Below are 12679 nucleotides of genomic sequence, written 5' to 3'. Positions count from 1 at the left end.
GTCCGACTCATCCACCATCCCCGGAGAGTGACCTGCGATGTTCGCGTATGTCGTGAAGCGGCTGATCTCGGGAGTCCTCGTCGTGACGTTGGTCTCGATGGCGATCTTCCTGCTGTTCTGGTACGGACCCTCGAGTCCGGCCCAACCGATCTGTGACCGTGAGACCAGCAACCGCTGCGGCAACAAGATCGAGCTCTACGAGAAGACGCTCGGTTACGACAACCCCGTCTACGAGGAGTACGGCAAGTACGTCAAGGGCGTCTTCGTCGGGCGCACGCTGACCATCGCCTCGAACGACTACGAGTGCTCCGCCCCGTGCCTGGGCGTGAGCTACCGCACGAAGCAGCCGGTCAAGGAGGAGCTGGTCAAGCGCATCCCGGCGACCTTCTCCGTGGCCATCGGCGGTGCGTTCCTCTACCTGCTCTTCGGTGTGCCGATCGGCGTCGCGGCAGCACGCCGGCGCGGCAGCATCACCGACAAGGCACTGGTCTCGAGCTTCTTGTTCATCAGCTCGATCCCCTACTACCTCTTCGCCCTGCTGACCTGGCTCTACCTCACGATCACGTTCGAGATACCGCTCTTCAGCGAGACCGGGTACTTCTCACCGATCAAGGACGGGCCGTGGGCCTGGTTCAGCGGGCTGTTCCTCGCGTGGGTCGCGCTCGGCATCTTCGGGTGCACGCAGTACACGCGATTCACCCGCGGCGCGATGGTCGAGGCGCTGAGCGAGGACTACATCCGCACGGCGAAGTCCAAGGGACTCCCGACACGGACCATCGTCTACAAGCACGGACTGCGCGCCGCCCTGGTGCCGGTCGTGACGATCTTCGGCATCGACTTCGGCACCCTGCTCGCCGGCACCATCTTCACCGAGCGGATCTTCGAGATCCAGGGCATCGGGTGGTGGAGCCTCCAGGCCGTCCAGGGCCGTGACCTGCCGGTCGTCCAGGCAACCGCGCTCTTCAGCGCCGTGGTGCTGATCATCTCCAACCTGCTCGTGGACATCGTCTACAGCGTGCTCGACCCGAGGGTGAGGCTTTCGTGACCAGCGTTCCCATGACCCAGTCGTCCGCGTCCGAACGGACGTCCAGCGAGGGTCCCTTCCTGGAGGTCGAGGACCTCACGGTCACCTTCCCGACGGAGGACGGACCGGTGACCGCGGTGAGCGGTCTGACCTACTCCGTCGAGCGGGGCAAGACCCTGGGCATCGTCGGCGAGTCCGGATCGGGCAAGTCGGTCTCGAGCATGGCCGTGATGGGCCTGCACGACGCCAAGTCCGCCAAGATCTCGGGTTCGATCCGTGTCGGTGGCACCGAGGTCGTCGGCCTCGGCGAGTCGCGCATGCGGGCCCTGCGCGGCAACTCGATGGCGATGATCTTCCAGGACGCCCTCGCCGCGCTGCACCCGTTCTACAAGATCGGCAAGCAGCTCGAGGAGGCCTACCTGGTCCACCACTCGAGCGCCTCCAAGCGCGACGCGCGTCGCAAGGCGATCGAGATGCTCGACCGCGTCGGCATCCCGCAGCCCGACCGGCGCGTGGACGACTACCCCCACCAGTTCTCCGGCGGCATGCGCCAGCGCGCAATGATCGCGATGGGCCTGATCAACGACCCCTCGCTGCTGATCGCCGACGAGCCCACCACGGCCCTCGACGTGACCGTGCAGGCCCAGATCCTCGACCTGCTCCAGGACCTGCAGCGCGAGTTCAACTCGGCCGTCATCATCATCACCCACGACCTCGGCGTCATCGCCGAGATGGCCGACGACGTCCTCGTGATGTACGCCGGTCGCTGCGTGGAGTACGGCACGGCGAAGCAGATCCTCGTCGCGCCCGAGATGCCCTACACGTGGGGCCTGCTGTCCAGCGTGCCCGACGTCACGGCATCCACCGATGCACGGCTGATCCCCATCCCCGGCAACCCGCCCAGCCTGCTGCGGCCCCCGTCGGGATGTTCCTTCCACCCCCGGTGCCTGCACTCTGACAAGGTCCGCGGCGACCTGTGCCGGACCGAGCTTCCCGCGCTGCTGCCGGCCAGCACCGGTACGGCCCATCTCAAGCGCTGCCACCTGGCCGACCCCGTCGGGGTCTACCAGAACGAGGTGCTGCCCGAGATCGCCCCCGACCTGGTCGAGGAGACCCGATGACCCAGGACCCCAACGCCGAGGCCCAGATCGAGCCGACCGAGGTCGGCGCCAACGCCGCCGAGAGCGGCGAGCGGCAGCTCGACTCCGACGTCAGCGACGCCTACGGCTCGCACGAGCGTGGTGTCGACGGCCTCGACTTCTCGAGCCTGGCCGACCTCGGCCACACGGCGTCAGAGCTCGACCCCGACGCGCCGGCCGTGCTGACGGTCGACAACCTGAAGATGTACTTCCCGGTGAAGTCCTCGGGCCTCGTGCGCCGCACCATCGGCCACGTGCAGGCCGTGGACGGGATCTCGTTCGAGGTGCCCCAGGGCGGCTCGATCGGCCTGGTCGGCGAGTCCGGCTGCGGCAAGTCGACGACCGGTCGCCTGATCACCCGGCTCTACAAGCCCACCGGCGGCTCGATGATGTTCGAGGGCCACGACCTGGCGAAGCTGTCCAACCGGGAGATGAAGCCGCTGCGCCGCGACGTGCAGATGATCTTCCAGGACCCCTACACCTCGCTCAACCCCCGCCACACGGTGGGCACGATCGTGGGTGCGCCGCTCGAGGTGCACAACATCGTGCCGAAGAACAAGGTGCTCCCGCGTGTCCAGGAGCTCCTCGAGGTCGTGGGCCTCAACCCCGAGCACTACAACCGCTACCCCAACGAGTTCTCAGGCGGCCAGCGCCAGCGCATCGGCATCGCCCGGGCGCTGACGCTCAACCCCAAGATGCTCGTGGCCGACGAGCCGGTGTCCGCGCTCGACGTGTCCATCCAGGCGCAGGTCGTCAACCTGCTCCAGGACATCCAGCGCGAGTTCGACGTGGCGTTCCTCTTCATCGCCCACGACCTCGCCATCGTGCGTCACTTCTGCCCCGAGATCGCCGTGATGTACCTCGGCAAGATCGTGGAGATCGGTGACCGCGAGACGATCTACGGCCGGCCTCACCACCCCTACACGCAGGCGCTGCTCTCCGCGGTGCCCGACGTGAAGCAGGCGGCGATCGGTGGTCGTCGCGAGCGCATCCGCCTCGAGGGCGACGTCCCGAGCCCGATCAACCCGCCGTCCGGCTGCCGCTTCCGCACGCGGTGCCAGTTCGCGCAGGAGATCTGCGCGAAGGTCGAGCCGCCGCTGCTGCAGATCGGCAAGCGCCACAAGGTCGCCTGCCACTTCGCCGGCGAGCTCGGTGCCCACCCGGCCACCCCCGTCACGACCGAGCTGCTCGGCGTCGACGACCAGGGCAGCACGGTCCCGGGTGCCACGCCCACCAACACGCAGCTGACGATCCCCGGCTACGAGAAGACGTGGTACGACCTCGGCACCAAGCAGACGACCGGCGTCTGAGCCCGGTGCCCGCGCCGTCGGTGGCGCGGGGGATACTCACCGACGTGGACAGCCTGTTCGAGATTCCGGGCGCGGGGCAACCCGCGCCCGGAAGCACGTCCGCGCCCGGGGCCGGGTCGCTCGGCACCAACACCCACGCCTCGGCGCCGCTGGCGGTGCGGATGCGTCCGCGCACCATCGACGAGCTCGTCGGGCAGCAGCAGCTGCGGGCCGCGGGCTCCCCGCTGCGCCGGCTGGTCGAGGGCGACCAGTCGATGTCGCTGCTCCTGTGGGGCCCGCCCGGCACGGGCAAGACGACCATCGCGGCGATCGTCAGCCAGCAGACGCGGCGACGCTTCGTGGAGGTGTCCGCGGTCGCCGCCGGGGTCAAGGAGGTCCGCGCCGCCATCGACGGCGCCCGCGCCGAGCTTGCTCGTGGCGGGCAGGAGACGGTGCTCTTCGTCGACGAGGTGCACCGCTTCACCAAGGCCCAGCAGGACGCCCTGCTCCCCGGGGTGGAGAACCGGTGGGTGACGCTGATCGCGGCCACCACCGAGAACCCCTTCTTCTCCGTCATCTCGCCGCTGCTCTCGCGCAGCCTGCTGCTGCGGCTGCAGTCGTTGACGGACGACGACGTGGCGGAGGTGATCGACCTGGCGCTCGCCGACGAGCGTGGCCTGGCCGGGGCCACCTCGCTCGACGAGGACGCCCGCGACCACCTCGTACGCCTCGCCGGGGGTGACGCGCGTCGCGCGCTGACCTACCTCGAGGCCGCCGCCGGTGCGGCGACGAGCAACGGGCTGGAGGTCATCGACCTCGCGACCGCCGAGACCGCCGTCGACCAGGCCGCGGTGCGCTACGACCGCCAGGGCGACCAGCACTACGACGTCGTCTCGGCCTTCATCAAGTCGATCCGCGGCTCGGACCCCGACGCGGCCCTGCACTACCTGGCGCGGATGATCGAGGCGGGGGAGGACCCGCGCTTCATCGCCCGCCGCCTCGTGGTGCACGCGAGCGAGGACATCGGTCTCGCCGACCCGACCGCGTTGCAGGCCGCGGTGGCGGCTGCGCAGGCGGTGCAGCTGATCGGCATGCCCGAGGCACGCATCAACCTCGCGCAGGCGACCATCCACCTCGCGGTGGCACCGAAGTCCAACGCCGTGATCGCCGCGATCGACGGCGCGATCGCCGACGTGAAGGCGGGCAAGATCGGCCAGGTGCCGCCGCACCTGCGAGACGCGCACTACGGCGGCGCGAAGGACCTGGGGCACGGCAAGGGCTACGCCTACCCCCACGACGAGCCCTACGGGGTCGCCGAGCAGCAGTACCTCCCCGACCAGCTGGTCGATGCGGCCTACTACCGCCCCACCTCCCTGGGCGCCGAGGCCGGCGTCAAGGAGCGGTGGGAGCGCGTACGTCGCATCGTCCGGGGCCGCTAGTGGCGCGCCGACACGTCCGAGCCCTCGCGGCCGGCGCAGTGCTCCTCCTGCTCGCCGCCTGCGACGGCAGGCCGCCCGATGACGGCATCGTGAAGCACCAGGACCTCACCGGCAGCTTTGTCCCTCAGCCCGTGGTCACCAAGGACCCCGGACGGGACGGCCCGGCCCCGCAGGTCGAGGGCGCGACCCCCGGCGGCACGATCACTGTCTACCTCCCCGGTGCGCCCGGCCCCGACACGCTCGACCCGACCGGCGGGTGGTCGGTCACGGGCAACGCGATCCTCCAGGGCCTCGTGAGCCGGTCGCTGACCCAGTACGCCCGCGGCGAGGACGGCCAGCCCGTGCTCGTCCCCGACCTCGCGACCGACCTCGGACATCACAACGACGACTTCACCCGGTGGACGTTCACCATCCGCACCGACGCCACCTGGGAGGACGGGAGCCCGGTCACCGCCGAGGAGGTCGCGTTCGGCATCTGCCGCTCGCTCGACGCCGAGGCCTTCCCGGGCGGCCCCGGCGCGGAGTACTCCCGGACCTACTTCGCTGGATCCGAGGACTACCTCGGCCCCTACACGGACGACGACCCCGGCTGCGACGACTGGTCCGGCATCGAGGTCCACGGCCAGGACATCACGATCTCCATGTCCAGGCCGTTCCCCGACATGGACTTCTGGGGCGCGTCCATGGCGATGGGGCCGGCGCCGCTTGGCGAGGCGTCCGACCCGTCGGCGTACGGCCACGCGCCGCTCGCCAGCGGGCCCTACGAAGTGAAGAGGTGGTCGCCCGGCGAGCAGCTCGTGCTGGTGCGCAACGAGGAGTGGTCGGCGAGCTCCGACCCCGCGCGCCACCAGTACGCCGACGAGTGGGTGTTCAAGTTCAACCAGGACCAGGACGTGGTCGACGAGATCATGCTCTCGGGCAGCACCGCCGGCCGGAGGGCCGTGTCGACCTCGCTGGGCGCAGGTCGCTTCACCGACGCGAGCAGCCGGCTCGGCGAGCGCTTGGTGCAGCAGTCGTCGCCGTGCGTGGCCTCCATCGCCCCCGACTACACCAGGATCACCGACATCCGGGTCCGCAAGGCCCTCGCCTACGCCTACCCCTACGAGGACGCGTGGCTCGCCGGCGGCGACGTCCCGGACGTGACCCGCGTGCCCGCCAGCTCCCTCCTGCCACCCGGGGTGGCCGGGCGTCGGGACTACCAGGTCGACGGTGAGCAGATCACCTACGACCCGGCGAGGTCGCGCGCCCTCCTCGCCGAGGCGGGCCACGGTGACGAGCCCTACCCGATCACGATGGCCTACTACGACCTCGACCAGCGGGCCCGGGACGCGCAGGACCAGATCACCACGGGCTTCGAGGCCGGCGGGTTCAGCGTGAAGGCGATCCCGCTCCAGGAGTCGCCCTACGACGTGTGGCTCGACCCCGACGACGAGGTCAACCAGACGCTCGACATCCGCGGCTCCAACTGGTGCCCGCCCTGGCCCACCGGCGCGGCGATGCTGCCGCCGCTGCTCAAGCCGGGCGCGGCCTACAACACCGCCCACTTCGACGAGCCGGCGGTGACCGAGGAGATGGAGCGCATCGCCACGCTCCCGGCGAAGGAGCAGCCCGGCGCGTGGGGCGAGCTCGACGAGAGGATCATGAAGACCTGGTTCCCGATCATCCCCACCGGCTACGTCAACCGCCTGTTCGTCTTCGGCGACCACGTCGGCAACCCCGCGGGTGACGGCTCGACGGGCACGCCCGACTACAAGGACCTCTACGTCGTGCGGTGACACGCACGGCTCGGGGCGGCTTATAGGGTGTCCCGGTGACGACGGAGCAGGTGTGGACGGGCGCAGCCGTGGTGCTGGGCCTCCTCGTCCTTGCTGTGCTGGTGGCCCTGACGCTGGCGCTGCTCGCCCTGCGCCGCGCCCGGCGCGCCGAGTCGCGACTCGCGGCGCTGGCCGTTCGCGTCGACACGCTCGAGTCGCCCGCCGTCGCGGCGCCCCGTCCGGTGGTCGAGGACGAGACCGTGGGCACCTACGTCATCACCGGGATGCACGCAGCAGGCACTCCGCAGGACGAGGTCGCCGTGCCTGTCGCCCGGCCGATCGACGGCCGGCTCTTCGCCGACATCGTGGCGCGCGAGAGCGTCGTCAAGGCGGCGTCGTGGACCCACGGCCTGCGTCGCGCCCTGTCGGCAGAGAGCCGCAACCGGATCCGCTTCGAGGTGCGCCGCGAGACCAGGCGCGTGGGCCGCGACCGCCGCGCCGAGGCCAAGCAGGCGCTGCGCGAGTTCCGCGCGCGTGAGCGCGCCGCCCACGTTGCCGACGCGGTCGGGGAGGACGTCGCCTGATGGGTCGTCCACTCTGGTTCGTCGCCGGGGCGGGGGTCGGTGTCTACGCCGCTGCCCGCGCCCGTCGGGTCGCGGAGTCCCTCACCGCCGACGGCCTGCGCGACCGGGTGCGCGGCCTGCAGGTCGGCGCCCGCCTGTTCGCCGACGAGGTCCACCAGGGCCGGGTCGAGCGCGAGACCGAGTTGCGCGAGCAGCTCGGTCTCAGGCCCACTGGCCCCCCGGGGCTGACCACGAGCACCACGCGCAGCACCCCCCGAAGCATCGACACGAAGGGCCCCCACTGATGGAGACCGCCGAGATCCGCCGCCGCTTCCTCGCGCACTTCGAGGCCGCCGGACACGCCGTGGTGCCCTCCGCCTCGCTGCTGGTCGACGACCCCAACCTGATGTTCGTCAACGCTGGCATGGTGCCGTTCAAGCCCTACTTCCTCGGCCAGGAGACGCCGCCGTGGGCGCGCGCCACGAGCATCCAGAAGTGCGTGCGCACCCCCGACATCGAGGACGTCGGCAAGACCACGCGCCACGGCACCTTCTTCGAGATGTGCGGCAACTTCTCCTTCGGCGACTACTTCAAGGAAGGCGCCATCGACCTGGCGTGGGAGCTGATCACCAAGCCGGTCGCCGACGGCGGCTTCGGCCTGGACGAGGCGCGGCTCTACCCCTCGGTCCTGGTGGGCGACGAGGAGGCCATCGGCCTCTGGATGAAGGCCACCGGCCTGCCGCGCGAGCGCATCGTCCAGCTCGGCCCGAAGGAGAACTACTGGTCCATGGGCGTGCCCGGACCGGGCGGGCCGTGCTCGGAGATCCTCTACGACCGCGGGCCGGAGTGGGGCCCGGACTTCGACCCGGCGACGCTCGGTCCCGACATGCCGGTCGAGCTCGAGGACCGGCTGCTGGAGTTCTGGAACCTGGTCTTCATGCAGGACGAGCTCAGCGCCGTGCGCTCCAAGTCCGACTTCGACATCTCCGGCTCGCTGCCGAAGCGCAACATCGACACCGGCATGGGCCTGGACCGCGTCGCGTTCCTGCTGCAGGGCAAGCAGAACATGTACGAGATCGACGTGATGTACCCCGTGATCGAGCGGGCCGAGGAGCTCACCGGCAAGAAGTACGGCGCCTCGCGCGAGGACGACGTACGCCTGCGGGTCGTCGCCGACCACGTCCGCTCCTCGATGATGCTCATCGGCGACGGCGTCACGCCCGGCAACGACGGTCGCGGCTACGTCCTGCGCCGCCTGCTGCGCCGCGCCGTGCGCTCGATGCGCCTGCTCGGCTGCGAGGACCGGGTGCTGCCCGAGCTCATGCCCGTCTCGCGCGACCGCATGGGGCTGACCTACGACAACCTCGTCTCCGACTGGCCGCGCATCTCCCAGGTGGCCTTCGCCGAGGAGGACGCCTTCCGCAAGACGCTGCAGGCGGGCACCCAGATCTTCGACCTCGCGGCCGGCGACGTGAAGGGCTCCGGCGGCACGACCCTGTCGGGCGAGCGCGCCTTCGCGCTGCACGACACCTACGGCTTCCCGATCGACCTCACGCTGGAGATGGCGGCCGAGCAGGGCCTGCAGGTCGACGAGCAGGGCTTCCGCGGACTCATGGCCGAGCAGCGCGAGCGGGCGAAGGCCGACGCGCGCGCCAAGAAGGGCGCGCACGGTGACACCGGCGTCTACCGCAGCGTCTTCGACGAGCACGGCCCCACCGAGTGGCTGGCCTACGAGACCCTCGAGACCGAGTCGCGCCCGCTGGCGCTGCTCAGCGGCGGGTCGCCCGTGCCGCGCCTGGCCGAGGGCGAGATCGGCGAGCTGGTGCTCGACCGGACGCCCTTCTACGCCGAGTCGGGCGGCCAGGCGGCCGACGCCGGCACGATCCTCTTCGACGGCGGTCGGCTCGAGGTGCTCGACGTGCAGCGCCCGATCAAGGGCCTGGTCGTGCACCAGGTGCGGGTGGTCGAGGGCGAGCTCGACGCCGCCCGCGAGGTGCACGCGCGCGTCGATCCCGAGTGGCGCACGGGTGCACGACAGGCCCACTCCGGCACCCACGTCGTGCACGCCGCCCTGCGCGAGGTGCTCGGACCCACCGCGCTGCAGTCCGGGTCCTACAACCGGCCCGGCTACCTCCGCCTCGACTTCGGCTGGACGCAGGCCCTCACGCCCGAGCAGGTGCGCGACGTGGAGCTGGTCTCGCAGCAGGCGCTGCGCGCCGACCTCGCCGTCGCGTGGGACTACATGACGCTCGACCAGGCCAAGGAGTGGGGCGCGATCGCGCTCTTCGGCGAGACCTACGACAACACCAAGGTCCGCGTCGTCGAGATCGGCGGCCCCTGGTCGCGTGAGCTCTGCGGTGGCACGCACGTCGACCACTCCTCCCAGATCGGCACCGTCGTGGTGACCGGCGAGACCAGCGTGGGCTCGGGCAACCGGCGCATCGAGGCGCTCACCGGTGTCGAGGGCTTCGGCTACCTCGCCCGCGAGCGTGACGTCGTCGCGCAGCTCACCGGCCTGCTCAAGACCCAGCCCGACGACCTGGTGAGCCGCGTCCAGGGCCTCACCGAGCGCCTCAAGGCGGCCGAGAAGGAGCTGGAGAAGGCGCGCCTGGCCCAGCTCCTCGGCGCCAGTGCCGAGCTCGCGGCCGGTGCCGCGCAGGTCGGCCCCGTCAAGCTCGTGGCCCACCGCGCCGACGGCGCGTCCGGCGGCGACGTCCGCAACCTCGCGATGGACGTGCGCGGCCGGCTCCCGCAGGGCGAGCCGGGCGTCGTCGTGGTCATCGGGCAGGCCGACGGCAAGGTCTCGGTCGTGGCCGCGACCAACGACGAGGCGCGTTCGCGCGGCCTCTCCGCCGGTGAGCTCGTGCGGGCCGTGGGTCCGTTGCTCGGCGGCAAGGGCGGCGGCAAGGACGACGTGGCCCAGGGCGGAGGCACCGATGCCTCGCGCATCGACGAGGCGCTGGAGCTGGTCTCCCGCGAGGTCGCGGCGCGGGCGCAGGGCTGAGCATGCGGTTCGGCGTGCGGGTGGGCATCGACCCGGGCGACGCCCGGATCGGGGTGGCCACCAGCGACCCCTCCGGCTTCCTCGCGACACCCGTCGAGACGGTGCGCGCGGGCGGGGGCGACGTACGCCGCATCGCGCAGCTGGTCGCCGAGCTCGAGGCGGTCGAGGTCGTCGTGGGCCTGCCGAGGTCGCTCGACGGCTCGGAGGGCCCGGCGGCCGCGAAGGCGCGGACGCTGGCCGGCCGGCTGGCGCGCCGAGTTGCACCCGTTCCTGTGAGGCTGTGTGATGAGCGCTTGACCACGGTCTCCGCCGAGTCGATCCTGCGCGAGCAGGGCCGGCGTGGCGCCAAGCGACGTGCCGTGGTGGACCAGACAGCCGCGGTGCTGATCCTGCAGACCGCGCTCGACACCGAGCGCGCGAGCGGGCAGGCGCCGGGAGAGATCGTCGAGGTGGCAGATGAGTGAGCACGCGGACGACGCGCGCGAGGACGACTACGACTACGTCCCGGGCGGTCGGCGGCGCAAGGGCCGCGGCGCGAAGGGCTGCATCGCGGTGCTCCTGGCACTCGCGGTGCTGGCCGGCGGTTTCTACTTCGGGCTCACCAAGGGCGTCGGCTGGGTGGCCGACCAGTTCCAGGGCCCGGAGGACTACCCCGGCCCCGGCACCGGCAAGGTCGAGTTCACCGTCAACGAGGGTGACCTGACCGCCGAGATCGGCCGCAACCTCAAGGCGGCCGGCGTCACGGCGTCGGTCCAGGCGTTCCTCGACGCCTGCCAGGACGAGTGCAGCGGCATCCAGGTCGGCGACTACGAGCTCCAGAAGGAGATGAAGGCCGCCGACGCCAAGGAGGTGCTCGTCGACCCGGGCAACCTGATCGGCTTCCCGACGGTCACCATCCCCGAGGGCCTGCGCCTGACCGAGATCGTGTCGACGCTCGCCAAGAACACCGACTTCCCCGAGGCCGCGTGGAACAAGGCGCTCGAGTCCGGGAAGATCGGCCTGCCCGACTATGCCGAGGGCAACGCCGAGGGCTACCTCTTCCCGGCGACCTACGAGATCAAGCCGGGCATGAAGCCGGTCAAGGTCCTGGCGATGATGGTCGACCGCTGGCGCGAGGCCGCGGACGCCGCCGGCCTTGAGGACAAGGCAGCCGAGCTCGGCCACACGCCGGCCGAGCTGATGATCATCGCCTCCCTCGTCCAGGCCGAGGGTCGAGGCTCCGACATGCCGAAGATCTCGCGGGTCATCTACAACCGACTCGACGGTCCGGGGGACAAGGGCGGCACCAACGGCACGCTCGGCATCGACGCCGCCATCGCCTACGGGCTCGGGCTCTCGCCCGGCTCGACCGAGCTCACGCCGGACCAGCTGGCCGAGGACACGCCCTACAACACGCGCCTCAACGCCGGCCTCCCGCCGACGCCGATCGAGGCACCGGGCGACGACGCCATCGCCGCGGCGGCCAACCCCGAGGACGGCGACTGGTACTACTACGTCACCGTCGACCTCTCGACCGGCGAGACGAAGTTCTACGAGGACTACGACGGCTTCCTCGAGGGTCGCGACGAGTACAAGGCCTACTGCGAGACCTCGGACCGTTGCTGACCCGGCGCTGCGGCGTGCTGGGCGACCCGGTCGCCCACTCGCTGTCGCCGGTGCTGCACCGGGCGGCGTACGCCGTGCTCGGGCTTGACTGGTCCTACGACGCCCACCGGGTGCCGGCGGGCGGGCTCGCGTCGTACGTCGCCGGGCTCGGACCCGAGTGGCGCGGGCTGTCGCTGACGATGCCCCTCAAGCGCGAGGCGCTGCCGCTGGTGGACCGGCTCACCGACCGCGCCCGGCTGGCCGGGGCTGTCAACACCCTGGTCCTCGAGGACGACGGCACCCGGACCGGTGACAACACCGACCTGCCCGGAGCCGCCGCGGCGATCCGCGAGCGTACGACGACGCCGCTGGCGTCCGCGGTGGTCCTCGGCGGCGGGGCGACGGCCACGTCCGTCGGGCTGGCGCTGGCCGACCTCGGCGTGACGTCGATCTTCCTCGCGGTGCGTGAGGAGGCGAGGGCGGCGGAGACCCTGGCGGCGCTGCGGGCGCACCCCGCCGCGCCGCGGGTGACGGTGACCGACCTGGCCGGGCGACAGTGGAGCCTCGGGCCCGACCTAGGGGCCGAGCGCGCCACCGTCGACGTCGTCGTCTCGACCATCCCGGCCTCGGCGCAGACCTCCGACTTGGTCGCGAGCTGCGCTGCGGCGCCGGTCGTCTTCGAGGTGCTCTACGACCCGTGGCCGACGCCGCTGGCGGCCTCGGCCCTCGAGTCAGGCCGGACCCTCGTCGGCGGGCTCGACCTGCTCGTCCACCAGGCTGCGCTCCAGCTCGAGCTGTTCACCGGGATGCCGGCACCGCTCGCGGTCATGCGGGATGCCGGCGAACGCGCCCTCGCGGCGCGTCGTACCGGTTGAATGCTCGG

At 71.3% G+C, this 12679-nt stretch carries 11 protein-coding genes; all 11 read left to right on the top strand.

The annotated features are described in order from the left end of the window. Window positions 1–37 precede the first annotated feature (37 nt). The 11 genes from ASG76_RS17990 (at window position 38) to ASG76_RS17940 (ending at window position 12671) form a co-directional block, all read left to right on the top strand. Window positions 38–1045 carry an ABC transporter permease gene (locus ASG76_RS17990; protein ID WP_056606799.1) on the top strand — a complete coding sequence of 336 codons (1008 nt, stop codon included), beginning with the start codon at window positions 38–40 and terminating at the stop codon, window positions 1043–1045. A gap of 11 nt (window positions 1046–1056) precedes the next feature. After that, window positions 1057–2145: an ABC transporter ATP-binding protein gene (locus tag ASG76_RS17985; protein WP_056606796.1), complete on the top strand. Its 1089-nt coding sequence runs from the start codon at window positions 1057–1059 to the stop codon at window positions 2143–2145. Window positions 2146–2366: 221 nt separating this feature from the next. Continuing rightward, window positions 2367–3473: an ABC transporter ATP-binding protein gene (locus ASG76_RS17980; protein ID WP_235529758.1), complete on the top strand. Its 1107-nt coding sequence runs from the start codon at window positions 2367–2369 to the stop codon at window positions 3471–3473. Between the two features lie 53 nt (window positions 3474–3526). Then, window positions 3527–4891 carry a replication-associated recombination protein A gene (locus ASG76_RS17975; protein WP_235529756.1) on the top strand — a complete coding sequence of 455 codons (1365 nt, stop codon included), beginning with the start codon at window positions 3527–3529 and terminating at the stop codon, window positions 4889–4891. Between the two features lie 89 nt (window positions 4892–4980). Next, window positions 4981–6666 carry an ABC transporter substrate-binding protein gene (locus ASG76_RS17970; protein ID WP_162254137.1) on the top strand — a complete coding sequence of 562 codons (1686 nt, stop codon included), beginning with the start codon at window positions 4981–4983 and terminating at the stop codon, window positions 6664–6666. Between the two features lie 35 nt (window positions 6667–6701). Continuing rightward, window positions 6702–7229 carry a hypothetical protein gene (locus ASG76_RS17965; protein ID WP_056606791.1) on the top strand — a complete coding sequence of 176 codons (528 nt, stop codon included), beginning with the start codon at window positions 6702–6704 and terminating at the stop codon, window positions 7227–7229. Next, window positions 7229–7513, top strand: a complete 285-nt coding sequence (locus tag ASG76_RS17960; RefSeq protein WP_056606788.1) for a DUF6167 family protein — start codon at window positions 7229–7231, stop codon at window positions 7511–7513. Before ASG76_RS17965 ends, ASG76_RS17960 begins: the two co-directional genes overlap by 1 nt. Then, window positions 7513–10212, top strand: a complete 2700-nt coding sequence (gene alaS / locus ASG76_RS17955) for an alanine--tRNA ligase (RefSeq protein WP_056606786.1) — start codon at window positions 7513–7515, stop codon at window positions 10210–10212. Before ASG76_RS17960 ends, alaS begins: the two co-directional genes overlap by 1 nt. A 2-nt stretch (window positions 10213–10214) precedes the next feature. After that, the gene (ruvX, locus tag ASG76_RS17950) at window positions 10215–10676 is read left to right on the top strand and encodes a Holliday junction resolvase RuvX (protein ID WP_056606783.1); all 462 of its coding nucleotides are present in this window, start codon (window positions 10215–10217) and stop codon (window positions 10674–10676) included. After that, window positions 10669–11817, top strand: coding sequence for an endolytic transglycosylase MltG (gene mltG, locus ASG76_RS17945; protein ID WP_056606781.1), 1149 nt, complete (start codon window positions 10669–10671; stop codon window positions 11815–11817). Before ruvX ends, mltG begins: the two co-directional genes overlap by 8 nt. Next, window positions 11811–12671 (top strand): shikimate dehydrogenase, encoded by an 861-nt coding sequence (locus ASG76_RS17940; protein WP_056606778.1) that lies wholly within the window; start codon window positions 11811–11813, stop codon window positions 12669–12671. Before mltG ends, ASG76_RS17940 begins: the two co-directional genes overlap by 7 nt. Window positions 12672–12679: the final 8 nt, after the last annotated feature.

It is taken from the genome of Nocardioides sp. Soil774, assembly GCF_001428125.1.
GTDB lineage: Bacteria > Actinomycetota > Actinomycetes > Propionibacteriales > Nocardioidaceae > Nocardioides.
This window is presented reverse-complemented; position numbering and strand designations above follow the sequence as displayed.

What these genes read in the sequence shown, in the direction of transcription:
- ASG76_RS17960 (WP_056606788.1), top strand. Translation starts at nt 7,229, where the DNA reads ATGGGTCGTCCACTCTGGTTCGTCGCCGGGGCGGGGGTCGGTGTCTAC.
- ASG76_RS17985 (WP_056606796.1), top strand. Translation starts at nt 1,057, where the DNA reads ATGACCCAGTCGTCCGCGTCCGAACGGACGTCCAGCGAGGGTCCCTTC.
- alaS (WP_056606786.1), top strand. Translation starts at nt 7,513, where the DNA reads ATGGAGACCGCCGAGATCCGCCGCCGCTTCCTCGCGCACTTCGAGGCC.
- mltG (WP_056606781.1), top strand. Translation starts at nt 10,669, where the DNA reads ATGAGTGAGCACGCGGACGACGCGCGCGAGGACGACTACGACTACGTC.
- ASG76_RS17990 (WP_056606799.1), top strand. Translation starts at nt 38, where the DNA reads ATGTTCGCGTATGTCGTGAAGCGGCTGATCTCGGGAGTCCTCGTCGTG.
- ruvX (WP_056606783.1), top strand. Translation starts at nt 10,215, where the DNA reads ATGCGGTTCGGCGTGCGGGTGGGCATCGACCCGGGCGACGCCCGGATC.
- ASG76_RS17980 (WP_235529758.1), top strand. Translation starts at nt 2,367, where the DNA reads ATGTACTTCCCGGTGAAGTCCTCGGGCCTCGTGCGCCGCACCATCGGC.